27 protein-coding genes and 1 pseudogene are annotated in these 26766 nt (G+C 36.6%); 14 read left to right on the plus strand and 14 right to left on the minus strand.

What is annotated here, in order from left to right; genetic code table 11:
• Positions 1 to 41: 41 nt before the first annotated feature.
• The 4 genes from FW768_RS16520 to FW768_RS16535 all read right to left on the minus strand — a co-directional run bounded on the left by FW768_RS16520 (position 42) and on the right by FW768_RS16535 (position 3446).
• On the minus strand, positions 42 to 401 hold the full coding sequence (locus tag FW768_RS16520; RefSeq protein WP_231128707.1) for a hypothetical protein: 360 nt from the start codon (positions 399 to 401) through the stop codon (positions 42 to 44).
• 19 nt (positions 402 to 420) lie between these two features.
• Positions 421 to 1050 (minus strand): hypothetical protein, encoded by a 630-nt coding sequence (locus tag FW768_RS16525; RefSeq protein ID WP_153397284.1) that lies wholly within the window; start codon positions 1048 to 1050, stop codon positions 421 to 423.
• Between the two features lie 78 nt (positions 1051 to 1128).
• On the minus strand, positions 1129 to 1815 hold the full coding sequence (locus tag FW768_RS16530) for a response regulator transcription factor (protein WP_002982671.1): 687 nt from the start codon (positions 1813 to 1815) through the stop codon (positions 1129 to 1131).
• A gap of 83 nt (positions 1816 to 1898) precedes the next feature.
• The gene (locus FW768_RS16535) at positions 1899 to 3446 is read right to left on the minus strand and encodes a sensor histidine kinase (protein ID WP_153397286.1); all 1548 of its coding nucleotides are present in this window, start codon (positions 3444 to 3446) and stop codon (positions 1899 to 1901) included.
• A 469-nt stretch (positions 3447 to 3915) separates the two neighbouring features.
• Here FW768_RS16535 and FW768_RS16540 point away from each other — a divergent pair, with 469 nt between their 5' ends.
• Positions 3916 to 4401, plus strand: coding sequence for an SRPBCC family protein (locus tag FW768_RS16540; protein WP_153397288.1), 486 nt, complete (start codon positions 3916 to 3918; stop codon positions 4399 to 4401).
• 126 nt (positions 4402 to 4527) lie between these two features.
• On the opposite strand, the gene FW768_RS16545 is transcribed toward FW768_RS16540, so the two are convergent.
• The 5 genes from FW768_RS16545 to FW768_RS16565 all read right to left on the minus strand — a co-directional run bounded on the left by FW768_RS16545 (position 4528) and on the right by FW768_RS16565 (position 9465).
• Complete coding sequence (locus FW768_RS16545) at positions 4528 to 4869, minus strand: hypothetical protein (RefSeq protein WP_153397290.1); 342 nt, start codon at positions 4867 to 4869, stop codon at positions 4528 to 4530.
• A 410-nt stretch (positions 4870 to 5279) separates the two neighbouring features.
• The gene (locus FW768_RS16550) at positions 5280 to 7325 is read right to left on the minus strand and encodes a S9 family peptidase (protein WP_153397292.1); all 2046 of its coding nucleotides are present in this window, start codon (positions 7323 to 7325) and stop codon (positions 5280 to 5282) included.
• Positions 7326 to 7478: 153 nt separating this feature from the next.
• Positions 7479 to 7727 carry a T9SS type A sorting domain-containing protein gene (locus tag FW768_RS23860; RefSeq protein ID WP_153397294.1) on the minus strand — a complete coding sequence of 83 codons (249 nt, stop codon included), beginning with the start codon at positions 7725 to 7727 and terminating at the stop codon, positions 7479 to 7481.
• 316 nt (positions 7728 to 8043) lie between these two features.
• Positions 8044 to 8784 carry a uroporphyrinogen-III synthase gene (locus tag FW768_RS16560; protein ID WP_153399946.1) on the minus strand — a complete coding sequence of 247 codons (741 nt, stop codon included), beginning with the start codon at positions 8782 to 8784 and terminating at the stop codon, positions 8044 to 8046.
• A 12-nt stretch (positions 8785 to 8796) separates the two neighbouring features.
• Complete coding sequence (locus tag FW768_RS16565; protein WP_153397296.1) at positions 8797 to 9465, minus strand: DUF4271 domain-containing protein; 669 nt, start codon at positions 9463 to 9465, stop codon at positions 8797 to 8799.
• 76 nt (positions 9466 to 9541) lie between these two features.
• Here FW768_RS16565 and FW768_RS16570 point away from each other — a divergent pair, with 76 nt between their 5' ends.
• The 4 genes from FW768_RS16570 to FW768_RS16585 all read left to right on the plus strand — a co-directional run bounded on the left by FW768_RS16570 (position 9542) and on the right by FW768_RS16585 (position 12952).
• Positions 9542 to 10258 carry a polyprenol monophosphomannose synthase gene (locus FW768_RS16570; protein ID WP_153397298.1) on the plus strand — a complete coding sequence of 239 codons (717 nt, stop codon included), beginning with the start codon at positions 9542 to 9544 and terminating at the stop codon, positions 10256 to 10258.
• The gene (locus FW768_RS16575; RefSeq protein WP_153397300.1) at positions 10255 to 10623 is read left to right on the plus strand and encodes a DUF4296 domain-containing protein; all 369 of its coding nucleotides are present in this window, start codon (positions 10255 to 10257) and stop codon (positions 10621 to 10623) included. Before FW768_RS16570 ends, FW768_RS16575 begins: the two co-directional genes overlap by 4 nt.
• Before the next feature lie 71 nt (positions 10624 to 10694).
• Positions 10695 to 11825, plus strand: a complete 1131-nt coding sequence (gene tgt / locus FW768_RS16580) for a tRNA guanosine(34) transglycosylase Tgt (RefSeq protein ID WP_153397302.1) — start codon at positions 10695 to 10697, stop codon at positions 11823 to 11825.
• Positions 11826 to 11842: 17 nt separating this feature from the next.
• A complete protein-coding gene (locus tag FW768_RS16585) occupies positions 11843 to 12952 on the plus strand; it encodes an LptF/LptG family permease (RefSeq protein WP_153399948.1) in 1110 nt (369 codons plus the stop codon).
• 2 nt (positions 12953 to 12954) lie between these two features.
• Here FW768_RS16585 and FW768_RS16590 read toward each other — a convergent pair whose 3' ends face one another.
• Entirely contained in the window at positions 12955 to 13671 is a 717-nt protein-coding gene (locus tag FW768_RS16590; RefSeq protein ID WP_153397304.1) for a biotin--[acetyl-CoA-carboxylase] ligase, read from the minus strand.
• Between the two features lie 87 nt (positions 13672 to 13758).
• On the opposite strand from FW768_RS16590, the gene rsfS reads away from it, so the two are divergent.
• From rsfS to FW768_RS16635, 9 genes are all read left to right on the plus strand, one after another.
• Positions 13759 to 14127, plus strand: coding sequence for a ribosome silencing factor (rsfS, locus tag FW768_RS16595; protein ID WP_153397306.1), 369 nt, complete (start codon positions 13759 to 13761; stop codon positions 14125 to 14127).
• Between the two features lie 16 nt (positions 14128 to 14143).
• Positions 14144 to 16162 carry an ATP-dependent zinc metalloprotease FtsH gene (gene ftsH, locus FW768_RS16600; RefSeq protein WP_153397308.1) on the plus strand — a complete coding sequence of 673 codons (2019 nt, stop codon included), beginning with the start codon at positions 14144 to 14146 and terminating at the stop codon, positions 16160 to 16162.
• Between the two features lie 135 nt (positions 16163 to 16297).
• Positions 16298 to 16876, plus strand: coding sequence for an LUD domain-containing protein (locus FW768_RS16605; protein WP_185151998.1), 579 nt, complete (start codon positions 16298 to 16300; stop codon positions 16874 to 16876).
• A gap of 24 nt (positions 16877 to 16900) precedes the next feature.
• On the plus strand, positions 16901 to 17773 hold the full coding sequence (locus FW768_RS16610) for a phosphatidate cytidylyltransferase (protein ID WP_153397312.1): 873 nt from the start codon (positions 16901 to 16903) through the stop codon (positions 17771 to 17773).
• Positions 17774 to 17777: 4 nt separating this feature from the next.
• A complete protein-coding gene (locus FW768_RS16615; RefSeq protein WP_153397314.1) occupies positions 17778 to 18431 on the plus strand; it encodes a phosphatidylserine decarboxylase family protein in 654 nt (217 codons plus the stop codon).
• 1085 nt (positions 18432 to 19516) lie between these two features.
• On the plus strand, positions 19517 to 19891 hold the full coding sequence (locus FW768_RS23745; protein ID WP_231128710.1) for a helix-turn-helix transcriptional regulator: 375 nt from the start codon (positions 19517 to 19519) through the stop codon (positions 19889 to 19891).
• Between the two features lie 102 nt (positions 19892 to 19993).
• The gene (locus FW768_RS16625) at positions 19994 to 20404 is read left to right on the plus strand and encodes a transposase (protein ID WP_153397318.1); all 411 of its coding nucleotides are present in this window, start codon (positions 19994 to 19996) and stop codon (positions 20402 to 20404) included.
• Positions 20389 to 20730 carry a helix-turn-helix domain-containing protein gene (locus tag FW768_RS16630; protein ID WP_231128711.1) on the plus strand — a complete coding sequence of 114 codons (342 nt, stop codon included), beginning with the start codon at positions 20389 to 20391 and terminating at the stop codon, positions 20728 to 20730. The genes FW768_RS16625 and FW768_RS16630 overlap by 16 nt, the downstream gene beginning before the upstream one ends.
• A 202-nt stretch (positions 20731 to 20932) precedes the next feature.
• On the plus strand, positions 20933 to 22729 hold the full coding sequence (locus FW768_RS16635) for a hypothetical protein (RefSeq protein ID WP_153397319.1): 1797 nt from the start codon (positions 20933 to 20935) through the stop codon (positions 22727 to 22729).
• Positions 22730 to 22780: 51 nt separating this feature from the next.
• Here FW768_RS16635 and FW768_RS16640 read toward each other — a convergent pair whose 3' ends face one another.
• The 4 genes and pseudogenes from FW768_RS16640 to FW768_RS23750 form a co-directional block, all read right to left on the minus strand.
• A complete protein-coding gene (locus FW768_RS16640; RefSeq protein ID WP_153397321.1) occupies positions 22781 to 23128 on the minus strand; it encodes a DUF1801 domain-containing protein in 348 nt (115 codons plus the stop codon).
• Between the two features lie 27 nt (positions 23129 to 23155).
• On the minus strand, positions 23156 to 24988 hold the full coding sequence (locus FW768_RS16645; RefSeq protein ID WP_153397323.1) for an ABC transporter ATP-binding protein: 1833 nt from the start codon (positions 24986 to 24988) through the stop codon (positions 23156 to 23158).
• Positions 24989 to 25201: 213 nt separating this feature from the next.
• Positions 25202 to 26122 carry a M28 family peptidase gene (locus FW768_RS16650; RefSeq protein WP_153397325.1) on the minus strand — a complete coding sequence of 307 codons (921 nt, stop codon included), beginning with the start codon at positions 26120 to 26122 and terminating at the stop codon, positions 25202 to 25204.
• A gap of 102 nt (positions 26123 to 26224) precedes the next feature.
• Positions 26225 to 26753 (minus strand): annotated as a pseudogene (locus FW768_RS23750) (IS982 family transposase); the annotation flags it as partial.
• Between the last annotated feature and the right edge of the window lie 13 nt (positions 26754 to 26766).

The raw sequence follows: 26766 nt of genomic DNA on the forward strand, positions 1-26766 counted from the left end.
AAACGGTTCATTAAAGATGTAATGAACACTCCGTAAAATAATTAACCTATTTTAGGCGGTTGCCAGATTTCCTTTAAACGGTCTGATAAATAAGGGTCTGAATACTGAAACTGCGGATTTTTATTCTTTTTATAATAAGAAAGTTCAAAGCGCAGATTTTTTGAAAAAGGGGTTTCTATAAAGGTATAGCATGCAACGCATGAGGAACAGCAGTCATCATTGCATGACGATTTTGTTTTGCTGTCATGGCTTTCTTTTGAAGAATGATTTTTACAGCAGTCGCTCTTCTCAGACTTTGCTTTGCAGCAGATTTCCTGCATAGATTGGGCATAGAAGCTGTCCTTGGGAACTAAAAAAATTCCCAGACAAAAAACAACTGCAAGAATGTGAAACAGCTTCATGATTGCAAAAATACGAAATTTATGGTAAAGGATCACCAACTTTTACCGCGCAGTTGTGCCATGGCTCTCCGTGAGCCGGGTTTGCTTTAGGTTTTTCTCCTGTCGGTTGTGGAGCGGGTACCGGAGCCGGTGTGTTCTGTGCTATATTTTGAACGGGCTGTGGAGCCGGAGCAGGCTTGCTGTTAAGAGGCTGTCCTACAGGGATATCACATCGATGTCCGGGTTGTCCGTGTGGAGGATTCATTCCCGGAGCGGTTTTTACCTGCTTTCCGTTATTATCAATCATTACTTTTCCCGGAGAGAGAGAGTTGGGATCAATGTTGATACTGTTACTGCTGTTTGCCGTTACAGTATTAGCAGCTGGCGTTGGTGCCGGACTGCTGCTGAGTGGCTGCCCTACAGGAATATCACATCGGTGTCCGGGCTGTCCGTGTGGAGGGTTCATTCCCGGAGCAGTGGCCATGGGAGCCGGATTGGTATTGGACTGGATTCCTGCCTGATCCATCAGGGAAGCTTTAGGAGAATTTACGGCCATACTTGGCGGTGGTTGTACCCCTGCTTCTTCTTTCAAATAAGTGGCTTTATCATCTTTCTTACACGAAACGGCAAGTACGGAAATAGCGATAACGCTTAAAAATATATTTTTCATATCCAATCGTATGAAACAAAATTAGCAAAACATTTTCAATTGTTTTGCTAATTTTTTATTTATAATCCGTTTTTAGGTTTAATTTTTAACTAAAAGCCTAAATCCTTCTCCGTGTACATTGATAATTTCCAATCCTTCATCATCTTTTAGCAGCTTACGAAGCTTGGCAATATATACGTCCATACTTCTCGCTGTAAAGTAATTTTCCTTCTTCCAGATCTTTCTCAGAGCAAGGTCTCTCGGCATGAAATCATTTCTGTGGATGCAAAGAAGTTTAAGCAGCTCATTCTCTTTTGGAGAAAGCTTGTATTCTTTGTCACCTACTTTAAGCTGTCTCAACATAGAGTCGAAGAAAATATTACTGATCTTGAATTGCTCCTGCTCTTCATTTTCCAAAGTAGAGCTTCTTTGAAGAATCGCTTTGATTTTATATAAAAGAAGTTCCGTATCGAATGGCTTGGTAATATAATCATCGGCACCCAGCTGATATCCTTTAAGAATATCTTCTCTCATATTTCTTGCCGTAAGGAAAATGATAGGGGTATTTTTATCGATTTTTTTTACGTCTTCTGCTAATGAAAACCCGTCTTTTTTAGGCATCATCACATCAAAAATACAGATGTCAAACTCATTCTCTGTAAATTCCTTCAATCCCTGTTCACCATCTGTTGCTAAGGTTACCTCAAAGTTATTGATCGTTAAATAATCTTTCAGCACAGCCCCGAAACTCTGATCGTCTTCTACTAATAATATTCTGTTGCTCATAATTTTAATAATTAAAAATTAATAAATAAGAATGAACGTTCTCACTCTATCTTCGTATATTTTGTTATCTGATTTTATCTATATCAGCTCATTGGCAGCTTAATCACAAACGTACTTCCTTTCCCTTTGTGAGAGTCTACTATGATCTGTCCTTTATGCAGTTCTACAATTTTCTTTACATAAGAAAGTCCCAATCCTTGACCTTTTACATTGTGAATGTTTCCGGTTTCTTCCCTGAAGAATTTTTCAAAGATCTTCGTTTTATTCTGGGTTTCCATTCCCATTCCCTTATCGGAAATTTCTATCACATACCAATGTCCTTCATTTCTTGTTTTTACATGAATTTCCGGGGCTTCCGGGGAATATTTATTGGCATTATCCAGTAAATTGACCAACATGTTTGAAATGTGGAATTCATCAATTTTAAAAGTGAAGTTTGATGCATTGAATTCCTGAGTAAGCGATCCGTTTCTCTGTCCTACAATAAGGTTGAAAGACTCCGTAGTTCTTTTGATGAGTTCCCTTACATTGGTCTCTTTTAGGAATAGCTCTACTTCATTTCTTTCAAGCTTTGACATATTCAGGACATTTTCTACCTGTTTTTTCATCCTAAGATTCTCCTGCTTAATCAACTCCGAATAATATTTTACCTTGTCCGGGTTAGTCGCAATCTTGTCATTGGCCAAAGAGTCTGTAGCTACTGAAATAGTGGCCAGCGGAGTTTTAAACTCATGTGACATGTTGTTGATGAAGTCTGTTTTTACTTCTGCCAGCTTTTTCTGCCTCATCATATAGTTGATGGAAATAATGTAAATTCCCAGAATGGTAAGTAACGAAAGGAAGGTTCCCAAAAGCATTGGCCAGTTGTTCATGGCCAGGGAATATTCTTTTTTAGGGAAAACCAAAGCCAGGGAATACAAAGTCGTGTTTTTATTATCCGTAAAAAGGGGATAGCTGTAAGTATTGTTATCCTTTTTTTCTTTAAAGGCCTTGTTTACAATGCTGGTAAGTTTATTACTCTTATCAATAACTCCATAACCGAATTTTGCAGTAATTCCTTTCATTCTTAGTTCCTTGGCAATAACGGAGTCCAGAATGGTAGGGTCAACTCTTTTGGTAATGGGAAGATTGGTGCCGACAATTCTTACGAAATTTTTAATGGAATAATCACCGCTTTCTAAATCATTGTTGATCTCGGTGGTAAGAAGTTCACGGTTGGCTGTATCTCTTTTAACCTTGTAAGCAGCCTCATCAGTATACAAGGTGGTTAAATTAACAGAGTCTCCTTTTTTAGAAATCGGAAGCTGTGTTTTAGAGATGATATTTTTGGAGTAGATGATCTGTCGTTGAGTTCCGGAATCCTGTACCTGTTGAATGGTTGTTAATGAGGGCTGGTCCTTACTGGCCAGAATATCATTTCTGAAGTTATTGTTGTCTTTATTTAAATATTTATCTACTTCAATCTCTTCAATATTTTTTGAAGTATTTTCTAAAGCAGCATACACTTTATTGGAGAATTCCTGTTCCAGTGCACCGTAATAACCTTTCAGCCAATAAAATTGGAGCGTAACAAAGACAATCAGTGAGATTGTCATAAACACCGAAATTATTGGGATGAATTTATTATTCATTTACAGTTTTTTATATGTTTGGAAAAAATGAATGTTAAAATTAATTATTTTAAGACTTCATAAACAAAAAACGAGCCAAAAAATTGTGTTATTTCTCTTAAAAGTGTGTTTTTTAACGTTTATTTATGAATTTAAGAGTACTAATGCATTCAATAGATTAAGAGCTGTAAGTAATTAATTCCCTTTCAGCAGAATGTTTAAGTAGGCATTTAAATCCTTGTTATCAATTAGTTTAACATAGTAAAGAATATTTACAGATTTAATATTCATAGAAAAAAGAAGTTGCTTTAAAGGATAGGGAGAAAATTCAATGTTTTAAAAAAATTAACGAAAAAAATTAAATATTTTTGTTGAAAATGTCAACTTTGAAATGAAAATATATTACTTTCTTAGGCTTGGTTGTCTTTACTTGCCATATGAAAAGTATTCTCCATCTATAAAATAGTAACTTTATCAAAAATAATTACTTATGGAATCGAATATCATGTTCAACAAAGATTTTGAAGCGAAAACAGTGTATGTCATGAAAATTTACAATGCAGACGTTTCGAAAGTGTGGGATTATTTTACACAATCCGGATTATTAGATCAGTGGTGGGGCCCAAAACCGTGGAAATGTGAAACTATAAAGCAGGATTTCAGAGAAGGTGGAATCTGGCTATATGCGATGGTTGGTCCAAATGGCGAAAGAGGTTATTCGCAGTCAAAATATGGTGAAATTATGGAGCATAGAAGCTTTGACTGGATGAGTGCTTTCTGTGATGAAAACGGGAATATCAATAATGATTCTCCACAGTCCAACTGGCTGATTGGTTTTACGGGAGTGGAAGAAGGAACAAAAGTGACCATTAATGTTCATTACCAGTCTCAGGATGTCATGAATAAAATGCTGGAAATGGGATTTGAAGAAGGCTTCAAAATGGGGCTTACCCAATTGGAAGAAATTTTAGGATAAGGAGATATGGCTAAGCTGTAGTAGATGTAAGAATACTTAGTTTTATAACGAATTAAAAAAATCAGCCTCAGGAATGAGGCTGATTTTTTTATCTGGTCAAGCGGATTTTTTATGAACGTCCGCATTTTATATCAGATTTTCTTCCTGAAAATATTGAATAATCGCCTTTTTCATAAGAAGGGTCTGTTCATTCGGTCTTAATTCCGGAAGTTCTTCCAGCTGCTCAAAATGAGGCCATCCGTCTTCATAATGAGTGAATTTATAATAACCGAAGGGTTCCAGCAATCTGCACACCGCAATGTGTATCAGATTCACTTTATCGTCTTTCGTGTATTTTTGCTGACCGCTTCCCAGCTCCTGAAGTCCAATCAGAAACAAAAGTGTTTCAATCGGCGGATTTTTTTCAGTCTGGAAATGGTCTTCAAAAAACTGTTCTATTTTTTTCCAGTATTCGGATTCGTTGATCATAACTTTATAAATGGTAAATAATGATTGATAAATGATAAAGTTACTGCTTTAGCATTTTTCTTTACGAAGAAGTTACTTTTAGTATTTCTTCAGTTTTTGTTTTTATATCTGTTAAAATTTCTTTTTCAGCAAATTCCAGTTCTTCCAACATTTCAAGCCAAAATAAAGTTTCATCAGTTTCCTCTATTACAACGGAAATTTTGAAAATCTTTCAGCTTTTGATCTTGCCCCTGCACATTGCTCTATAATTGGCAGTCATTAAAGTTGAAGATCGGAATATTTGCTTTCTGATCACTTAAAAAGTTTCACTGAAGGTAGTTTTGATAATTCCTTAATGATTGTGATGGCCGGCTGCTTTGTTTTGGAAGCAAAAATTGTGTTATAATCCGGACTATCTATCCACTTATCATTTATGAATGATCATTTATTTTCAACAGGAACGCATATTCCAGAGCATCTTCTTTCAGTGATTCAAATCTTCCGCTTGCTCCGCCGTGGCCTGAGCTCATGTCAGTTTTAAATAACAAAAGATTATGGTCTGTTTTCAGCTCTCTTAACTTTGCTGTCCATTTTGCAGGCTCCCAATACTGAACCTGGGAATCGTGAAGACCAGTTGTGATCAGCATATGAGGATAATCTTTAGCTTCCACATTATCATAAGGAGAATAGTCTTTCATATAGTGATAATATTCCTTGTCATTTGGATTTCCCCATTCATCATATTCCCCGGTTGTTAAAGGAATAGTTTCGTCAAGCATTGTGGTTACCACATCTACAAAAGGGACCTGAGCTACAATTCCGTGGAAAAGTTCCGGTTCATAATTAACAACGGCACCTACCAGGAGACCTCCGGCACTTCCACCCATAGCATACAGATGTCCGGATGAAGTGTAGTTTTCTTTGATCAGATGTTTCCCCGCGTCAATAAAATCGAAGAATGTGTTTTTCTTGAAGAGCATTTTTCCGTCTTCATACCACTCTCTTCCCAGATATTCTCCACCGCGGATGTGGGCAATGGCGTAAATAAATCCTCTGTCCAGAATAGATAGCCTTACATTGGAGAAGCTTGCGTCTACAGTATGTCCATAACTTCCATAGCCATATAAAAGCAATGGTGTATCTGCTGATTTTTTAGTGTCTTTATGATAAACCAATGAAATAGGAACTTTAGTTTCCCCGTCTCTGGATTCTGCCCATATTCTTTCTGAAATATAATTTTCAGGAAGGAATTGTCCTCCGAGAACTTCCTGCTGCTTCAGAAGTATCGTAGTTTTTTCCTTCATGTTGTATTCATAGGTAGAACTTGGCTGTGTAAGGGATGTATAGCCATAACGAAGCACTTCAGTATCAAATTCCATGTTGATGCCGATGTACGTGGTGTATGTAGGATCAAAGAAAGGAAGATAATGGGATTCCTGGGTTCTTTCATCAATAATTTTGATCTGCAGAAGTCCCTGCTCTCTTTCTTCAAGAACGAGATAGTCTTTGAAGATCTCAAAACCTTCCAATAAAACTTCGGCGCGGTGAGGGATTACATCTACCCAGTTTTCCATACTACAATTATCAATTTTCGTTTTTACAATCTTGAAATTGATAGCATCGTCTGCATTGGTAATGATGTAAAACTCATCTTTGTAATGTTCTACGGAATATTCAAGGTCATCTATTCTTGGCTGAATGATAGTCCATTCTGCAAAGACATTATCCGAAGGGATGAATCTATGCTCATCGGAAATCGTGCTTGAACTTGCAATGAAAATATATTCCAGCGACTTGGTTTTGAAAACATTGACATCAAAGGTATCATCCTCCTCATGAAAAATAAGAATATCTTCTGAAGCATCAGTTCCAAGCTTATGCCTGTATACCTGGAATGCACGCAGGCTGTCATCTTTTCTGATGTAGAAAACATGCTCGTTATCATTCGCCCATACAGCTTTACCTGTAGTATTCAGAATCTGGTCAGAAAAAATCTCTCCTGTAACCAGATTTTTGAAATTGATGGTGTAAATTCTCCGGCTTACATTGTCTGTTGAAAAAGAAGCCAGCTCATTATTCGGAGAAACGGCTACACTTCCTACCTCAAAATAATTCTCCCCTTCAGCAAGGATATTGACGTCTACTACAATTTCTTCCGGGTTGTCCAGTGTTTTATGTTTTCTGCAGAAGATAGGGTATTCTTTTCCTTCTTCATAACGTACGATGTACCAGTATCCGTTGAAGAAATAAGGAAGAGATTCATCATCTTTCTTGTAACGGGCTTTCATTTCTTCGAAAAGCTCTTCCTGAAGAGCCTCCGTATCTTTCATGATGAATTCTTCGTAAGCGTTTTCTTCTTCCAGATATTGGATTACTTCGGGATTTTCCCTTTCGTTAAGCCAGAAGTAATTGTCAATTCTTCTGTCGCCGTGTATTTCAAGTATTTTTTCTATTTTTTTTGCTTGTGGAGCCTTCATCCGGATTTTTTAATTTTTTAAGGTGCGGATTATCATCTGTAGGATATTTTCTTTTTAAAAGTACAGAGATTTTATGCAGTATTAAATTTTGTTCAAATATAAGAAAGGCTATCAAATTTTTGATAGCCTTTATAGTGAATGTTATCTGCATGATTATTTTTTTATTGCTTTAATCGTTTTTACCGTTCCGTCTGTCATTTTTAAATGGATTAAATATAAGCCTTCTTTTAGATCATCCAGATTAAGAAAAGAAGATGGTTTTTCAATTGTTTTCATCAGCCTGCCGGAAATATCCATAGCAGACACTGATTTTGCGTCCGATATGTCGGAAATGGTCAGAATGTCTCTGAAAGGGTAAGGAGATACCTGAGATTTTTTAGTACTCTTAAAAAAGAATATTATTGCTTTTGTGTTGGAATAATTACGTTAAAATGATCTGTTGTTAAATTATTTTATTGGAACTTAAAAGGAATAGGCGTGTAAAATGATCTGTTGTTAAATTATTTTATTGGAACTTAAAAGGAATAGGCGTGTAAAATGATCATGAAAGTAGTAATTCAGTTATTTTTAAATATTTATAAAAGGATTTTAATGAACTGGGTAATTATATTTTTATAGGGTAAATTTTATATACTGCTTGAATTGATTAAAAAGTGTCAAACAAAAAGCCGTCTTTCCTGTATGAAAAGACGGCTGCATTTATTTTCTGTATGAAAGACTATTTATGAAGAGCCTTAATATACTTTTCCAGAGCCATGGTCATAGATGGAGTTTCCTTTGTAGGAGCCATCAGATCTACCTTTAATCCTGCTTCTTCAGCAGCAGCCAGTGTAGTGTTTCCGAAAACACCAATCTTTGTTTCTTCCTGCTTAAAGTCTGGGAAGTTCTGCTGCAGAGATTTGATTCCCTGAGGGCTGAAAAAGATCAGCATGTCATAATCCTCAATGGTAATATCCGTAAGATCGCTGCATACCGTTCTGTACATGATCGCTCTTGTCCAGTCTACATTGGCAGTATCCAGTGTTTTTACAATATCCGGGCTCAGCACGTCTGAAGACGGCAGAAGGTATTTTTCAGATGGGAATTTTTTGAAAAGAGGAAGCAGGTCCGAGAAATTCTTTTCTCCGAAACTGATCTTTCTTTTTCTGTATACAATATGTTTCTGCAGATAATTGGCAATAGCTTCAGACTGACAGATGTATCTCATCGTGTCAGGAACTGAAAAGCGAAGCTCTTCAGCCAGTCTGAAGTAGTGGTCTATCGCATTTTTACTGGTAAAAATAATACCGGTATACTGCGTCAGATCTATCTTCTGCGTTCTGAGTTCTTTGTTGTCAACTCCTTCGACGTGGATGAAAGGGCGGAAATCAATCTTTATCTTTTCCTTCTTCGCTATATCCAGATATGGAGAGGACTCACTTGGCGCTGGTTGAGAAACCAATATAGACTTTATTCTCATCATTGACTTTTATTAAAAAAATAACAACTTCCAAAGCAACAATAAAGGTGCAATTTGGAGGGTGCAAATATACAAAAATTTATAATACCATTTTTGAGGAAGAATATTGTTTTTGTGAAACAAATAGAAGAAAACCTTGAAAATGAATACAAAAGCAAAGAATGAAAAATAATATAAAAACATTTTATTTCTGTCTACGGGGAAATAATAGTGGGTTACACAAAGAATTATTAATAAAAATGACAGAATAAAATAAAATTTGGTGGAGGTGAAATAAAAAACAGACCATTTTTTGCCATCACCTATACTTTGATAAAATAAAAAACCTAATGCCGATTTTGTCAGATAAAAAATAACAACTGCCAAAAAGGTATACCCGAATTTATTAAGCTGATATCCAAAAAGCTGAAGATCGGCGATGTATTTCGGAACAATAGGAATATATTGGGAGATGAGAACAGAAAGAGTAAGCGCCATTACGCAGGATGTAATCATCCAGCTCGGCAGGTTATTGCTCGCATCAAAATATTTCTGCAACAGGAAGTCTTTCAGGCTGGCATCTCTTTCTATAATATTCATCATGAAGACATATAAAAATATACATCCCAGCAGGATAAAAATTACCCAATCATTGTTCTCAGGTATTCTTACGTGGTTTATAAAGTTTTGTGATAACGGCAAAGGAATATTTTTTGCAAAATTATAGATTATTTTGTATAAAATAAAAAGGTTAAATAAACTATCTTTGCAAACTGAAATGAAAAAACTAGTCATTATCCCGACCTATAACGAAAAGGAAAATATTGAAAATATTATTTCCGCAGTTTTTGCATTGGAAGATGACTTTCATATTCTGGTTGTAGATGATTCCTCTCCGGATGGAACAGCTGAAGTGGTAAAAGATCTTCAGAAAAGATATCCCCACTATCTTCATCTCTCTGTGAGACATGTAAAAGATGGTTTGGGAAAAGCCTATATCCACGGATTTAAATGGGCTATTGAAAATAGGTATGACTACATTTTTGAAATGGATGCCGATTTTTCACATAATCCCAATGACCTGCCAAAGCTTTTTGAAGCCTGTCTTCAGGCAGATATGGCCATCGGTTCACGCTATTCAAAAGGAGTAAATGTGGTCAACTGGCCTATGGGAAGAGTTCTTCTTTCTTATTTTGCCTCCAAATATGTACGGTTTATTCTAGGACTTCCGATTCATGATACAACAGCCGGTTTTGTCTGCTTCTCAAGAAAAGTACTGGAAGAGATAGGACTTGATAATGTAAAGCTGAAAGGATATGGATTCCAGATTGAAATGAAATTCAGAGCCTTCAAAAAAGGGTTTAAAATTGTAGAAGTTCCTATTATATTTACCAACAGAATTTTAGGCGAAAGCAAAATGAACGGAGGAATTATTCATGAAGCTGTTTTCGGTGTTTTAAATTTAAAATGGAAATCAATAATCAACCGGTTATGAAAAAACTGATCTTCATTTTTGTAATAATGTGCATGTTTTCATGCGGCGACTATATCGATAAGCCTAAAAACCTTCTCGATAAAGAGGTTATGGCTGAAATTCTGGCCGATCTGGCTCTTAATGATCAGGCCATTAATATGTATCCGAACAAAAATTTAGAAGCAGGAACAAGATTTGTATTGAAAACCCATAATGTAAAATCTGAAGACTTTGTAGAAAGCTTCAAATATTATGTTGTTAAAGATCAAATGAAGGGAATTGCAGAAGAATCCCAGCTTATATTGTTGAAAAAAGATCCCAAAGCGGAAAAATATATAAAGGATAAAATGAAGAACAAGGGAGAATTGCCGGTTCTCAACAGATAATCATAATGAAGAAATGTGTTTCATCCGCAGAAACACCAACCGTTTACAACGGTTAAGCAAAAAATATACAGATGAAATTTTTTAATATAGAAAAAACCTCTGAAGGAAAAGCAAGAGCAGGAGAAATTACCACAGATCACGGGAAGATACAAACTCCCATTTTCATGCCTGTGGGAACGGTTGCCAGTGTAAAAACAGTTCATCAGAGAGAATTAAAAGAAGACATTAAAGCCCAGATTATTCTGGGAAATACCTATCATCTATACCTTCGTCCCGGAATGGAGATCATGCAGCAGGCAGGAGGGCTTCATCAGTTTATGAATTGGGATCTGCCGATTCTTACTGATTCAGGAGGCTTTCAGGTGTTTTCACTTTCCAAAAGCAGGAAAATGTCTGAAGAAGGGGTGAAATTCAAATCCCATATCGATGGAAGCTATCACATGTTTACTCCGGAAAAGTCTATGGAAATCCAGAGACAGATTGGAGCCGATATTTTCATGGCTTTTGACGAATGTACACCTTATCCGTGTGAATACAATCAGGCTAAAACATCAATGGAGCTTACCCACAGATGGCTAAAGAGATGTATTGACTGGACGGAAGAGAATAAAGAATTATACGGACACAAGCAGAGACTTTTCCCAATCGTTCAGGGATCTACCTATTCCGATCTTAGAAAAATATCCGCAGAAGTAATTTCAGAGGCCGGAGCAGAAGGAAATGCAATAGGTGGACTTTCCGTAGGTGAACCTGAAGAAGAAATGTACAGAATCACTGACGAGGTGACGGACATTCTTCCGAAAGAAAAACCAAGATATCTTATGGGAGTAGGAACTCCATGGAATATATTAGAGTCTATCGGTTTGGGAATCGATATGATGGATTGTGTTATGCCAACAAGAAACGCAAGAAACGCAATGCTGTTTACATGGCAGGGTGTGATGAATATGAAAAACGAAAAATGGAAAGCTGATTTTTCGCCTCTGGATGAATTCGGAACAAGCTTCGTAGACCAGGAATATTCAAAAGCTTATCTTCGTCATCTGTTTGTATCCAAAGAATATCTTGCAAAACAAATTGCATCCATCCATAACCTTGCATTTTATCTTGATCTGGTAAAAGTAGCCAGAGAACATATCATGGCAGGAGATTTCTATGAATGGAAAAATTCTATAGTTCCGGTATTGAGACAAAGGCTTTAAAATAAAGAAAGAACATGATCAAAATTATAGACAGATACATCATCAAAAAATATCTTGGAACATTCAGTTTCATGCTGATCCTGCTGTCTATAGTTGTATTGGTTATTGATGTCCAGCAAAAGATTCCAAGGATAGAAAATGCTAAAGCCATTGATCCGAAGCTGGATTTGGTGTACTTTCTTATTCACTTTTACCCGTTCTGGATTCTCAATCTTGTTGTAACATTCCTCTCCATTCTGGTATTTATTTCTGTTATTTATTTCACCTCCAGAATGGCAAATAATACCGAAATTGTTGCGGTAATAAGCAGTGGAGCAAGTTTTCACAGGTTTGCAAAACCTTATTTATATACTTCAATTCTGATTGCTGTACTATCCCTTACGGTAAATCACCTCGTTCTTCCGTGGGCCAATATTAAGAAAAACAGATTGGAGGCCTACACCTATAATGCGGCCAATAAAGAAAAAATTCTTGGGACAGCCCCTGCATCTGCACAGCTTAGTAAAACAGAATACATCTTCGTTAATTCCTGGAATAAAATGGAAAACAGAGGGTCAGGTTTCGTTTACCAGAAATTTGATAAAAACAGAAAGCTGATGTATGAAGTGAAAGCTTCCGAAGTTACCTGGGATAAAAGTAAAAAACAATTCGTCCTTTCAAGTTACTTAGAAAAGACCATTAATAAAGATGATACAGAGAAACTGAATAGTGGTTTTGATCTTAGAAAAAATTACGGGCATACTCCGGAAGAACTTTTCCCGAATGAACTTCTCGGACAGAATAAAACCACACCTGAACTCGTTAAGTTTATTGATCGTGAAAAAGCGAAAGGAAACAGCAACCTGAATTCTTATCTCAATGAGTTTCATCAAAGAACATCCATGCCGGTTTCCATTATTATTCTTACATTTCTGGCTCTTTCGCTGGCTTCCCAGAAAAAAAGAGGAGGTCTTGGCGTAAACCTTGCCATAGGGATTTCCCTTGCATTTGTTTTTGTTTTCTCTTTTGAAGCATTGAAAGTCGTCTCTGAGAACAAAAGCTTATCTCCTGCTGTAGCCATGTGGCTGCCGAATATGGTATTTCTTCCGCTTACCTTGTATTTATACCTTAAAAGGGCTAATCAGTAAGATCAGTAAAGGAGTTTTACTTCTTTATGGTAGAACTTCCTCATCCCATCATTTTCCAGCTCTATCCAGAGTTCTCCTTTTTCGTCTGCATGACGGATGATGCCATTTTGTCGCTCTTTTTCAATTTCAAAAACAGAAATTTCGTCCTTTCGGAATAAATGTTGGTTAAAAAGGCTTAAAATTTCCTGTTCAGAAGGAATGCTTTTCAATCTTTCAATCATAAAATCATGAAGCTGGGATGTGAAATCTTCAAGGTTAAAAACCTTCCCTGTAAGCGATAGAATAGAGCCTGCATGGGATATCTCTTCAAAATTCTCCTGAAGAATATTAAACCCGGCCCCAATGATGAAATAATTATTTTGATTAATTTTCTTCTTTTCAATCAGAATCCCTGTAATTTTTTTACTTTTAAGGATCATATCATTCGGCCATTTTATCTTTACAAGGTTATCAGTCAAATTGGCAAGGAAATCCCGGATAATGATTGCGGTATAATAATTGAACAGAAAATCAGAGAGTAAAAAGTTTTGAGTCTTCACTGCCAGCGTATAAGCGAGATTCTTTCCGGCAAGTGAAGCCCATGTATTTCCGTACTGTCCGCGACCTTTGGTTTGGTTGAAGGTATGCACTCCTATAAAATCTGAATTTTCGTAAAGTAAAAACTTAGAAACTTCGTCATTAGTAGAAGAGCAGTCTTTTAAGTAGAATAGTTGGGTCATTTAAGAAAACTTTAAGACTTTCAGGGCCTAAAAGTAAGGCTAAAGTAAAGAAAAAACAATAAATTTGCAGATTATAGTATTTTTTTAATGAATAAAACAGCAGAAAAGCAAGAATTATTAGATAAAATCGTTGAAGCTATCCAGGATGTAAAGGGAGAAGATATCATGATCTTCGATCTATCCAAGATTGAAAACTCAGTAGCAGAAACGTTTGTAATATGTAGTGGAAACTCAAATACGCAGGTAGCCGCACTTGCAGGCAGCGTAGAGAAAAAAGTAAGAAACGAACTTAAAGACAGACCATGGCATGTAGAAGGTACAGAAAATGCGATGTGGGTGTTGGTTGATTACGTCACCGTAGTGGTGCATATTTTCCAGAAAGAAGTACGTGAGTACTACGATATTGAAGAACTTTGGGGAGATGCAGCCATTACAAAAATTGAAAGTAAGTATTAAATTTTAAAAAGTATAAATGAACAATAAAGGATTCAACTGGTTTTTTCCAATTGTGATCATAGGTCTTTTGTTATTCTTTGGTTCCAATTTTTTAGGGGGCGAGAGTGCAAAATCTATTGATGAAGACGGATTCTTCAGAGAGATGCAGGCAGGAAAGGTCCAGAATATTATTATATACAAGGACACAGAAAAAGCTGATGTTTTTCTTACCAAGGAAGCAAAAGCGGCAATGGTAAAAAAATCTGCCAATCAGAATAATCCCCTTTCTGCGTTCGATATGGCTCCCAAAGCAGATTATTCTGTAAAATATGGAGATCTTCAACTTTTCCTTCAGAAATTTGAGCAGGTAAAAGGAACTAATTCCGCAATCAAAACAACCAAAGATTACGGAGCAGGTAAAAATCCATTTATGGATATCCTGGTATCTGCCTTGATCTGGATTGCCATTTTAGGATTATTTTATTTCCTTCTTTTCAGAAAGATGGGTGGAGGCGGAGGTCCTGGAGGACAGATCTTCTCTATCGGAAAATCTAAGGCGAAGCTTTTTGATGAAAAAGAAAGAATTCAGGTAACATTTAAAGATGTTGCAGGTCTTGAAGGTGCTAAAGAAGAGGTACAGGAGGTTGTAGACTTCCTTAAAAATTCTGAAAAATATACCAAACTGGGAGGTAAAATTCCTAAGGGAGTTCTTCTGGTAGGGCCTCCGGGAACAGGTAAAACCCTATTGGCAAAAGCTGTTGCGGGAGAAGCCAAAGTTCCGTTCTTCTCACTTTCAGGTTCCGATTTTGTGGAAATGTTTGTAGGAGTAGGAGCTTCCAGAGTAAGAGACCTTTTTGCCCAGGCGAAAGCAAAATCTCCGGCTATCATCTTTATTGATGAGATTGATGCCATTGGACGTGCCAGAGGGAAAAATAACTTCTCAGGCGGAAATGATGAAAGAGAAAATACCCTGAACCAGCTTCTTACGGAAATGGATGGTTTCGGAACAGATGTGAACGTTATTGTAATGGCAGCCACCAACAGAGCTGATATCCTTGATAAAGCTTTGATGAGAGCAGGACGTTTTGACCGTTCTATTTATGTAGACCTTCCTGAACTTCACGAAAGAAGACAGATCTTTGATGTGCATTTGAAGAAAATTAAGCTTGACGATAATGTTGACAGAGATTTCTTAGCAAAACAAACTCCTGGATTCAGTGGAGCAGATATTGCCAATGTATGTAATGAAGCGGCATTAATTGCAGCAAGAAATAGCCATACCTCAGTAACAAAACAGGATTTCCTGGACGCTGTAGACAGAATCATCGGTGGTCTTGAAAAGAAAAATATGGCCATAAAGCCATCAGAGAAAAGAAGAGTAGCTTTCCATGAGGCAGGACACGCAACAGTGAGCTGGCTTGTAGAACATGCAGCACCACTTTTAAAAGTGACTATTGTTCCAAGAGGACAGTCTTTGGGGGCAGCATGGTATCTTCCGGAAGAAAGACAGCTGACAACCACCCAGCAAATGCTTGATGAAATGTGTGCTACACTGGGAGGAAGAGCCGCTGAGCAGGTGATTTTCAATAATATCTCTACCGGAGCCTTATCTGATCTTGAAAAAGTAACAAAACGTGCTCAGGCGATGGTTACCATCTACGGTTTGAGTGAAAATATCGGAAATATCTCATATTACGATAGTTCAGGCCAGTCTGAATACAGTTTTGGAAAACCTTATTCGGAAGAAACCGCTACGAAAATTGATGCAGAGATCAAAGCAATTATTGAAGATCAATATGAAAGAGCAATAACAATTCTTACCGAAAATAAAGATAAGCTGGATGCTTTAGCGAATAAGCTTTTAGAGAAAGAAGTGATCTTCCGCGAAGATCTGGAAGAAATATTCGGAAAAAGAGCATGGGATCCTGAATTAACAGAGAAGCCTGTGACGAATACCATTCCTGAAAAAGAAAAGGAAGAGGCTGAAATACCTCAGATCAAAGAAAAAGAAGAAGAAAGCGAAATTCAGGCTCCCGAGAGTCCGACGCAACTCTAAAACTTCTGAAAAATAAACAATGAAAAACCTGACAACCTTAAAATTGTCAGGTTTTTTCATATTTAAAGAGACATTTTTAGAATCTATTGTAATTTATTTCTATTTTTGTATAAAGTTGACTAAAAATAGATTAAGTTGAATTTATTCAAGAGGATTGTAAGCAAACTGACCAACCAGCCTGAGGAAGAGGACCTACAGAGCCTGGAGAAGCTAGGGGATTCGCTGAAAAATGCGGATCTTGACTATAAGTTTGCGCAATTATTTACGCATTCGGGGGGATTTTTTAATTATTGTGCAGATGAAGCGGAAGCTCTACAGACTTTAAATCAAATTATCAAGATAGAAGGTATCAGCAGTACTTTCTGCTGGGACAAAGAACTGCAGAGTTTTTTAAACGTTATAAAGACGCCGTACAGTTCAGAACTGGAGCATTCCAATAATGCTGCATTCATCACCTGTGAGTACCTTATTGCCTATGACGGAAGGATTATGCTTTCCCACAACAATATCCTTCATTACCATTCTTCAAGACTGCCCAATAAAATCATTATCATGGCCAATGTATCACAGATTGTGAACAACCTGAATGATGCGATGGGAAAAATAAAAAGAAACGGTAATATTAAGAACCTGACTTCCATTAGCGGAAGCCAGTCGAAATTAGACTCTTCCAATACCAATACGAAACTTTTTTTATTGCTGCTTGAAGATTAAGCATCAACTTATAAACTCTACATTTTGGACAAAAACCTTATTCAAAGAACCCTCTCCGGACTTGTTTACGTAGCTGTGATCATCCTGTGTACAACTCCGTTGGGCGCACAGCTCATCAACAGTATTTCTCCGGGGCTTATCAAACAGGAATATCTGTATCACGGATTAATCACTCTTTTGCTGGTCGTAGGTTCCTGGGAATGTGTCAAAATCATGAAATTCGGAAAAGGTTATGAAAAATGGATTGTATTTCCGTTGGTCATTTTTATTTTCTATGTATTTTCCAAAAGATATTTTCACCACGATTTCTTTTTCGATTTCAGGTTGAGCGAAATTCTGGCTCTACTGCTGATTGCCATTGCGGTGGTGACTTTATTCAAATATCCTAACGAATTGTATTATGACAGTGGGAAGCTGATCTTTACTGTGATCTATGTGGCGCTTCCGTTCAGCTTTGCATTAGGGCTTCCTAAATATTCAAGTTATAATGAAACCTTTTCACTGGAAGTGATCTTTTTGTTCATTCTGATCTGGAGTAGTGATACCTTTGCTTATTTGGTAGGAAAGTTTTTCGGAAAACATAAAATGGCGCCTAAAATTTCGCCTAAAAAAACCTGGGAAGGATATGGAGGCGGAGTAGTGCTTACGTTGGTTTTATCCTACTTTATAGAACATTACCAGCCTGAACTCAGAGGGAACTGGATGATCGTAGGATTTCTGGTGGCTGCTTTTGCTCCATTAGGAGATCTGGTAGAAAGTCAGCTGAAAAGAAATTTCGGCGTAAAAGACAGTGGGAACATCATTCCGGGGCATGGAGGAGTATTAGACAGGCTGGATAGTTTTATTATCTGCGTTCCTGTCGTATATTTGTACTTTATTTTAGAAAAATTTATTTAATCTCATGAAATTACACAGAGAATCGAAAGGAACGATCACCGTAGCTACCATCGTTTTTATTATACTGGGGGCGCTGGCAATCTATTTTTTAAAGATGTGGTCGCTGCTGATCATTTTACCATTGCTGGTTATTTATAGCCTGGTGTTTTGGTTTTTCAGAGTTCCGGACCGTGATATTTTAGAGCATAGAGAAAACGTAATAGCACCGGTAGACGGAAAAGTGGTGATGATCAAAGAAGTGGAGGAAAATGAATTCCTGCAGGGAAAAGCCATTCAGGTCTCCATCTTTATGTCTCCGCTGAACGTACATATTTGCCGTTATCCGGTTTCAGGAAAGGTGATCTATAAAAAGTATCATCCGGGAAAATATCTTGTAGCATGGCATGAGAAGTCTTCTACAGAAAATGAAAGAACAACCATAGCGGTAGAGACTCCAACAAATCATAAAGTAGTATTCAGACAGATTGCAGGATATGTGGCAAGAAGAATTGTTTTCTACTGTAATGAAGGCGATCAGGCAAAAGCCGGACATGAGTTCGGTTTCATTAAATTCGGATCAAGAATGGACGTATTCCTGCCGTTGGATACTGAGATCATCTGTAAGATCGGAGATATTACAAAAGGCGGTCTGGATGTGATCGCAAGAATGAAAGATTAAGAGTTATCATTCATCATAAAAGCAAAAGACTGTTCGTATTGAACGGTCTTTTTTGTTTGTGGTTATGAGTTTTAATACGCGCGAGTAGAATTGAGTGCTTAGAGTGACTCTCTGTTTTTTTTGGATGTATAATTTTGTTGAACCATAAAAAACACAAATCTGCATATGTTTATTTTTTACATATTTTAATGTAATCGTGAGCTTTATATTCATTATAAGGTTCTAATTGATATATTTTTTTTATTCTAATGATTATTGTGAATTAAAAAAATATTTATATTTATCTAATCGTCATTAAGCGTGACAATTAAACACAACCACCAGTCACTTTTCTTGTTAAAATCAATATTTCAGGTATTTTTTTCTCTCCTGCAGTTTCATATGTTTTTTAACGAGTATTGATATGTGCTTAAGTAGCTATTGGTATTAATAGCTGCATAGCGTTTAAAAAAACAAAAACAAAAAAGATGATATATGAATTTTTCGTTAAGGTGATCCATGGTCAACCTGAAAAAAATAATGCAGATTTTGAAAGCAATTATGCGAGCCTTATTAACAGGTACCTTTTGTTTTTATTCTTGTTATTCTTTTTTTATTCCGTTTTCATTATCCTTTTTTTTGGAGATATTTTGACGTCTACATTTCTCACGATAATCACTTTATTCTGGCTTTTTTTATTGTCTTTGAAAGGTAAAACAAAAAGATTTAAGAGAATTTTTAAAGGTGTTGTGTTTTCTATTTTTATTCTGTTGATATTTATTGTCAGTTTTTTTTACATATACACCTTTAAAAATGCCGGTGTAGAATACTTTTATTTTTCTTTATTATTTGCATTGCCCTTTTTTCTCAATTACAGAGAAGATAATTATTTGGTGCTTATTGTTACTGCAATAATCAGTATCAACTTTATCAGCTGCCTTTATTTCGATTTCAATTTTCTTCCTAAGAGTAATTTTTTTCGGGAAGGGGATTTCAAAACGGTCAGACTCCTCAATATTTTGTTTTCCATTGCTACCTTTTTTATGGATATTGTTTTTATCAAGCAGAAAGATGATCTGATATACGGTCTAATCAAAGATACCCGCATGAAAGATTCTACCATTGAAGATCTGCTGAAGGAAAATAAGGAACTGCTGAAACAGCAAATGCTTCTTAATGATCTTACAGAAGAAGATATACAGGAGATTTTTAGCCTTGCGGAAAATAATTCGCCCCTGTTTTATGATAAATTTCAGATATTCTTCCCTCATTTTATTCCGGCAGTTCTGGAGTTGAATCCCGGTCTCATTTATTCTGAATTATATTTCTGTGCATTGATGAAACTTGATTTTGATACCAAAAAAATAGCCCAATGTACCAACACCAGCATCCGGGCCGTTGAGAGCAGAAAATACAGGATCAGAAAAAAATTGAATATTCCCTCTGAAATCAACATAAACAGCTTTATTTTAAAGATCTGAGGTTCTGTTTGTGATTTTTATTACGCACAAGTAGAATTGCGTACCGGCATACGTCGTGTCATCACAGGATAGAAGGTACTTTTGTGTGTAAGAAATAAAAACATGAATTTGAAAATTATTCATATAGGGACTTTGGTGAAATCGAAAGTCGAAGAACTCTCTATACCCCTCGGTAGAATTGCAAAATTTATGCATTGTAATGAAGAACAGGTAGAGGATATGTATCTGCAGAATAGTATGGATACCGAAGTGCTGTTAAGATGGAGTAAGCTTCTTGAATTTGATTTTTTCAGAATATACTCAGGGCATCTGATTCTCTATGCGCCCCCTACAATGACAGACCGTACCATTAAAGTAGAAAAATCTACTATGGTATTCAGAAAAAGTATCTATACACAGGAAGTAAAGAGTTTTATACTGGATAAAATAAAATCCGGACAGATGAGTACGGTCGAAGTCGTTTCAAAATATAAGATTCCTAAAACCACTCTTTACAAATGGATCAAAAAATGAGTATGCAGCATCCGGATTACCAATGCATCTACACAGATATTATCTCTGAAAAATTTCCTGAAAAATTTTCAGATCCGCTTATTCAGAAGAAACTTCAGTCGCTTTTCACCACAATAGATATTTTACAGCTTGATCAATTAATTTTCGGAGACATGGAATATACATCCGAATTAGAAAACCAACGATTGAAATCGTATGATAAAAATTCTGTGTTGAAAATTCTTGAATATCAGAAGAAAAATAAACTGACGAATGCCCAGACCGCAGCCCATTTTAAAATGAGCAGAAATACCCTTGCCAAGTGGAAGTCTTTATTTCAGGTATAATATATAAATGATACCCACGATTTTAAAAAAGGAATGATGAGTGGGCAAAATCATATTCTGCTGAGAAAATGTGAGTTTTATTACGCACGCGTAGTATTGCGTAGCTATCTTTTAAGCTAAAAGGCTGAAAGGAATATACTTTTGCGGAGGATCATACCGATCACTTTAAAGAACGCAATATTAACCAACAATTAAAAAAACGATGAAAACAAAATTTACAAAACCCAAATTAGGAGTACTGCTTTTAGTGCTACTCTTAACTTTTGGAAAACTGTATTCACAAACCAATGGGGCTGTAGGGATCAATACTGTACTGCCTAATGAAAATTCTGTACTGGATGTTGTTTCAACAGCTAATAATAAAGGGATACTTATTCCACGCCTTACAGAAGCCCAGAGAAATGCAATAATCATTAATAAAGCAGCTGATGACGGTCTTACCATCTATAATACTACGGAAGACTGCTTTAATTACTGGAGCCTGGCAGATGATGAATGGAAAAGTGTATGCGGGCAGCTTGGAAAAGCAGTGTTTACAGTTGACTGCGCCAATACCAAAGCCATGGGAACTTATGTGAAAGGTCGTGAGTTAACCCCTTCAAACTATCTGAGCATTTTTGTGAATGTGACCAAACCAGGGAATTATACCATCTCGGGAACGACTTCCAACGGATATAATTTCTATGGAACGGGTGTTTTTCTTAATACGGGAACACAAACGATCCAGATCGCAGGACAGGGAACCCCTCTGAATATTCAGACAGATACTGTATCATTGACAGCCAATGGTACCGATATAACCTGTACTCCTCCTGTTTCTGTTAATGTGCTCAGTCCTGCAGGAAGCTATACCATGAGCTGTGGAAGTGCAACGGTAAATGGAGTTTATAAAGTTGGAACCGCTCTTACTGCCTCCAATACAATTACACTACCAGTTAATGTTTCCTCATTAGGAAGCTATACCATTACAACCAATACCGTAGATGGAATTTCTTTCAGAGGTTCAGGAACATTTACTGCGACAGGGAACCAGAATGTTACCTTAAGCGGAACGGGTACACCCTCTTCCACAGCCGTAAAAAAGATAACGATCACTTCTGACAGTCAGGGAGGAGTTTCTACCACCTGCAGTGTGAATGTTATAGTGGTGATTCCTGCAAAAAAACTGCTTACAATAGGACTTGGAACAACGTATGGATATAATCTTAGCAATAGCGGAAGACCTTCCAATACATTAATTACAACCAATACTAATTATGGAACACTTCCTGCAAGTACCGTAAAATATGAAGGATGGTCTCAGATTATTGATGGAAGCAATTCTCCAAGTGCTGCCCAATTGAATACCTGGCTATTAGGCTCTGCTCCCGTTGATATCGTGGTAATAGGGTACAGCTATGGAATGAATGCTGCTGAAGCTTCCATTTTCCTGCAATATCTGCAAAAAGGAGGTGTTGTTCTTTCATTCTGTGAAGATAATTCAGGGAATCAGAATTTCTTTAGAACAATCTTTAACGATCCGAGTATTTCTCAATCTACAACAGGAGGTTCCGGAGACGGAAGAACGTATACTTTACCCATTACTTCCGATGATATAACTAATGGTCCTTTCGGAGATATCCGGGGCAAGCTTTGGGGAGATGATGCTACAGATGTTGTATATTTTACAGGATTGCCATCAGGAGAAATAAGTGTTTACTCCAATGCGACTAATGCCAATAACAACACAGGTACAGTTGCGGGTGCTGTCACAGCATTTAAACATAAAAGTTTCAACCTGATATGGGTTGGAGAAGGAGGATTTAATTCTCAAAGCGGAAATACGGGTGATTTAAACTCAAGTACAATATGTCCGTTTATTTTAGATGTAAATAAAAAACCAACACCTAAAACAACTTATGGGACAGCAGGAACATTAATTTATAATTCTACTTTTACAGCCAATGCTTTTGCATGGGCACTTAAACAGGCAGAATTCAGTGGAATTAATACAAAATGATGAAAAAAGTTTTTAAAGATGACTGCGGTATGGGAAACCATACCGCAGTTTTTATTTTATGTATTTCTTAACTTCTTCCGTAAGGCTTATAATAAGCTCCACAGGCAGATCCTTTTCCATATCAATAAGAAGTATTTTGAACTTTTTGCGGTCTTCCTGAAGCAGTTCAGGATGATCAAGCCGGTCCCCGTGATAAAAGCTTACATAATGTTTCTTATGCTTTTTACTGTAATAGAGATAGCACAGCATTTTCTTTTTATACTTGAAGAATGGAAGTCCGAAACTTAACGTTTCTGTAATGTTTTCGGGATCAGATTCAAGGATCTTTTTACGTAAAAACAAAAGAGTACTTCTTTCAGGCTCATCGATTCTGTAGAAGTACTCTTGTATAGGATTCATTTGAATGAAATTTAATTCAATAAACGATTAGTCGAAATTCTGAAGTTCCACCAGTTTGTGGTACATTCCTTTTTTAGCGATCAGTTCATGGTGGGTTCCTTGTTCTACAATATCCCCTTTTTCCATAACGACGATCCAGTCTGCCTTCTGAATAGTGGAAAGCCTGTGGGCAATCACCAGAGAAGTTCTGTTTTCCATCATTTTCTCAAGGGCATCCTGTACAAATCTTTCAGATTCTGTATCCAGGGCTGAAGTAGCTTCGTCAAGGATCATCACCGGAGGGTTTTTCAATACAGCTCTGGCGATGGAAACTCTTTGCTTCTGTCCTCCGGAAAGTTTTCCTCCATCGTCCCCAATATTGGATTCATAACCTTCAGGAAGCTGAGTGATGAATGAATCAGCGTTAGCTATTTTGGCTGCCGCAATGACTTCTTCTCTTGTGGCTTCAGGTTTACCCATTAAGATGTTATTGTAAACCGTATCATTAAATAAAACAGATTCCTGGGTTACCATTCCTAAGAGCTGGCGGTATTCATTCAGTTTTAAATGTTTGATATTGGTTCCGTCAACTAGGATTTCACCTTCACTCACATCATAGAACCTTGCCAGAAGGTTGGCAATCGTTGTCTTTCCGCTTCCGCTTTGTCCTACAAGAGCAATGGTTTTTCCTTTAGGGATAATAAGTGAAAAGTTTTTAAGAATCACATTGTCTTTATCATAATAGAAACCAATGTTTCTGAACTCAATTTGATTGTTAAGCGTAGAGATCGATACCGGTTCTGCAATTTCTTCTACTTTCAGATCATAATCAAGAACTTCCGCTACTCTGTCTAAACTTGCCATTCCTCCCTGAATAGAAGAGATCGCACTAGATAATTTTTTAGCAGGATCAAGGATCTGGAAGAACATCCCGATGAAAACAAGGAAAGCCTGAGGCTGCATTGTCTGCTCTTCAAGGATCTGAGTTCCGGCATACCAGGTAATGATAAGAATGGTTATTGAACCAAGAAATTCGCTCATAGGAGAGGCTAATTCCCGTCTTCGGCTCATATCAATGGCAAAATTCTGCCAGTTGGTTGTTGTCTGATTAAATCTGTTCTTTAGGATTTTATCCGCATTGAAGATCTTGATTACTTTGGAAGATTTTAATGTCTCGTCTACCAGTGAAAAAAGATTTCCTAATTCAGCCTGTGCCTGATAAGCCTGTTTCTTCAAGCTTTTTCCCGTCCACGAAATAAGAAGACCCATGACAGGAAAAACAACTAATGAGAATAAGGTAAGCTGTGGAGATAATATAAATAAGGCGATCAGTGAAGAGATGATCATGAACGGAGCATTGATAAGATCAACCAATACCCCCATAATTCCGCCTTCTACACCTCCAATGTCATTGGAAATTCTGGACATCATATCTCCTTTTCTTTGTTCCGTAAAGAAAGAAACAGGAAGCTGAAGAAACTTATTATACATGGCACTTCTTAAATCACGGGTAATACCCACTCGGTAATTAACTAATAGGAAAGCACCAATATATCTGAAAATATTTCTCAATAAAAATGAACACGCAGTTATTGCACAAAGAACAGCCAATACCTGAACAGCGCCATGCTGATCAATTTCTGCCTGCACAAAATAATAGGCCTTATTTTTTAAAAATTCAAAATAATCACCAACTTCTCCGGACCATACAGGAGGTTTATCCTGCTTCTCAATAGTCCCAAACATTAATCCTAAAATAGGAAGCATTGTTCCTACAGATAAAATGTTGAGCAATGAGTAAAGGATATTGAAAAACATACTCCCGAAAAGGTATTTTCGGTGGGGTTTTGCGAAATGTAGTATTCTTTGTAATGGTTTCATTCAATGAAAAATTGGATAGCAAAATTACGTAAAATTAAAGGAACAGACGTTCTAAATCCTTTTTTTACTTTATTTAATAGGTGTCTATTAATTTGATTTTGTTACAATTCTTATCAGAAGTCTGATATACAGTGAATTTTATTACTATTTCAGATTGAAGGTGAATGAAAGGGCTTATAATAAATAAACCGCCATTCCGGCGGTTTTATTCTGTTAAAATTTTACTTTGTCATTATATTTCGGAGCAAAATTGGCTGGTTTTAATTTTTCAAGCGTTTTCCCGAAATTGTTGATAATATTTGTTAAATTGTCGAAATCTACAACACTTACATCATCACTTTCGTTATGGTAGTGGTGGGCTTTTGTCATATCTACAGTAGAGAATGAATGGGCAATAATTTTCTTTTTAACAAAACTTACATTGTCTGATCTGTAAAACAATTGTTGTGAAGCATAAGGATCCGGATTGATTTTCATTCCGTTCGCTGCATTTTTATTCACCAACTCATCAAGGTCAGAAAACTCATCACCCGTCATAAACAGGGCATTTTTCCCCCATTGAGATTCTGTAGCCACCATTTCAAAATTGAAAAGCGCGGTCATATTATTGTAGATTTTATCAAGATTGGCATCCATTGAGATCGCTTTGGAGCCCAGCATTCCTTTTTCTTCCCCATTGAATGCAATGAAAACCATTGAGAAATCCGGCTTTTTATTTTTGAAATAATCAGCAATACCCGCTAGAGTAGTGATTCCGCTGGCGTCGTCATCAGCACCGTTATAAATATTGTCTCCGGTTTTATCGCTGGTTCCTATGTGATCAAAGTGACCTGAAAATCCTAAATATTTATCTGTTTTTCCTTTTTTGATTCCACATACATTATAAGCTTTCTTTCCTTTGTACTCAAATGGGATCAGATAAGAATTGCCCGTACAGTATTCAAGATTGTTTTCTTTAAAGAGCGATGCGATGTATTCGGCCGCTTTATCATTTTCCGGAGTCCAGATTTCACGGCCTTTCATTTCGTCTGAAGCCAGCGTTGAAAGGATGGTCTGTACTCTTTCTTTGGAAACTTCCTGAGCGGAAATACCAATTGAGAATATAGATAAAGCAAGAAGGGTTAATTTTTTCATGTTAATTACTATTTGGAATGATCTGTCGTATTTTTAACGGAAATGTTGCATCAAGTTATATAAAATTATTAATATATACCCGTTATATACCCGTTGTGCGTTTTAAATTATGCTTGACTTTAGATTGTTGATTTTTTTGTTTAATAGTTTTTATTAATAAATTGAACAATTGTAAGAGCTGTAATCTTTGCTAAAACTCTTGTTTTGAATCCTTCAAATGTTTTTGCATAATTCCTTCTTATCATAAATTGGTCACATAGCTGAGAGAATAATGGTTCAATTCTTTTTCTGTGCTTTTTAAACAAGCAAAACTGTGGTTTGTAGTCTTTTTGGTTGATTCTTTTCAGAGTTTCCAAGGTAATATTAGCATAATTAAACAAATCTACCTGTGCCTCTGATGAGAGATACCCTTTATCACCAAGCAAGATACAATCAGACAACCGTTCTTTAATGTCCTTCAAAAAGTGAATATCATGAATAGATGCCGGACTTAGGTCTATACTTTAAAAAACACCGTTCACAGAACAAACCGCGTGAAGTTGTAGCCATAAAAAGACATTTGCTGTGATGCGCAAAAATCTCTGTTTGGATAACAATACTGTTCATCTTTACATATTTTAGAGCGTGCGTTTAAAAATAATTCC

It is taken from the genome of Chryseobacterium vaccae (assembly GCF_009602705.1).
Classification (GTDB): Bacteria; Bacteroidota; Bacteroidia; order Flavobacteriales; family Weeksellaceae; genus Chryseobacterium; species Chryseobacterium vaccae.

Bases quoted from the DNA above. Each gene is read 5' to 3' on its own strand.
- FW768_RS16535 (WP_153397286.1), bottom strand. From the start codon at position 3,446: ATGAATAATAAATTCATCCCAATAATTTCGGTGTTTATGACAATCTCA.
- FW768_RS16635 (WP_153397319.1), top strand. From the start codon at position 20,933: ATGAAAACAAAATTTACAAAACCCAAATTAGGAGTACTGCTTTTAGTG.
- FW768_RS16530 (WP_002982671.1), bottom strand. From the start codon at position 1,815: ATGAGCAACAGAATATTATTAGTAGAAGACGATCAGAGTTTCGGGGCT.
- FW768_RS23745 (WP_231128710.1), top strand. From the start codon at position 19,517: ATGAAAGATTCTACCATTGAAGATCTGCTGAAGGAAAATAAGGAACTG.
- FW768_RS16630 (WP_231128711.1), top strand. From the start codon at position 20,389: ATGGATCAAAAAATGAGTATGCAGCATCCGGATTACCAATGCATCTAC.
- FW768_RS16545 (WP_153397290.1), bottom strand. From the start codon at position 4,869: ATGATCAACGAATCCGAATACTGGAAAAAAATAGAACAGTTTTTTGAA.
- FW768_RS16540 (WP_153397288.1), top strand. From the start codon at position 3,916: ATGGAATCGAATATCATGTTCAACAAAGATTTTGAAGCGAAAACAGTG.
- FW768_RS16560 (WP_153399946.1), bottom strand. From the start codon at position 8,784: ATGAGAATAAAGTCTATATTGGTTTCTCAACCAGCGCCAAGTGAGTCC.
- FW768_RS16650 (WP_153397325.1), bottom strand. From the start codon at position 26,122: ATGAAAAAATTAACCCTTCTTGCTTTATCTATATTCTCAATTGGTATT.
- tgt (WP_153397302.1), top strand. From the start codon at position 10,695: ATGAAATTTTTTAATATAGAAAAAACCTCTGAAGGAAAAGCAAGAGCA.
- FW768_RS16625 (WP_153397318.1), top strand. From the start codon at position 19,994: ATGAATTTGAAAATTATTCATATAGGGACTTTGGTGAAATCGAAAGTC.
- FW768_RS16640 (WP_153397321.1), bottom strand. From the start codon at position 23,128: ATGAATCCTATACAAGAGTACTTCTACAGAATCGATGAGCCTGAAAGA.
- FW768_RS16615 (WP_153397314.1), top strand. From the start codon at position 17,778: ATGAAATTACACAGAGAATCGAAAGGAACGATCACCGTAGCTACCATC.
- FW768_RS16645 (WP_153397323.1), bottom strand. From the start codon at position 24,988: ATGAAACCATTACAAAGAATACTACATTTCGCAAAACCCCACCGAAAA.
- rsfS (WP_153397306.1), top strand. From the start codon at position 13,759: ATGAATAAAACAGCAGAAAAGCAAGAATTATTAGATAAAATCGTTGAA.
- FW768_RS16575 (WP_153397300.1), top strand. From the start codon at position 10,255: ATGAAAAAACTGATCTTCATTTTTGTAATAATGTGCATGTTTTCATGC.
- FW768_RS16570 (WP_153397298.1), top strand. From the start codon at position 9,542: ATGAAAAAACTAGTCATTATCCCGACCTATAACGAAAAGGAAAATATT.
- FW768_RS16550 (WP_153397292.1), bottom strand. From the start codon at position 7,325: ATGAAGGCTCCACAAGCAAAAAAAATAGAAAAAATACTTGAAATACAC.
- FW768_RS16520 (WP_231128707.1), bottom strand. From the start codon at position 401: ATGAAGCTGTTTCACATTCTTGCAGTTGTTTTTTGTCTGGGAATTTTT.
- ftsH (WP_153397308.1), top strand. From the start codon at position 14,144: ATGAACAATAAAGGATTCAACTGGTTTTTTCCAATTGTGATCATAGGT.
- FW768_RS16525 (WP_153397284.1), bottom strand. From the start codon at position 1,050: ATGAAAAATATATTTTTAAGCGTTATCGCTATTTCCGTACTTGCCGTT.
- FW768_RS16590 (WP_153397304.1), bottom strand. From the start codon at position 13,671: ATGACCCAACTATTCTACTTAAAAGACTGCTCTTCTACTAATGACGAA.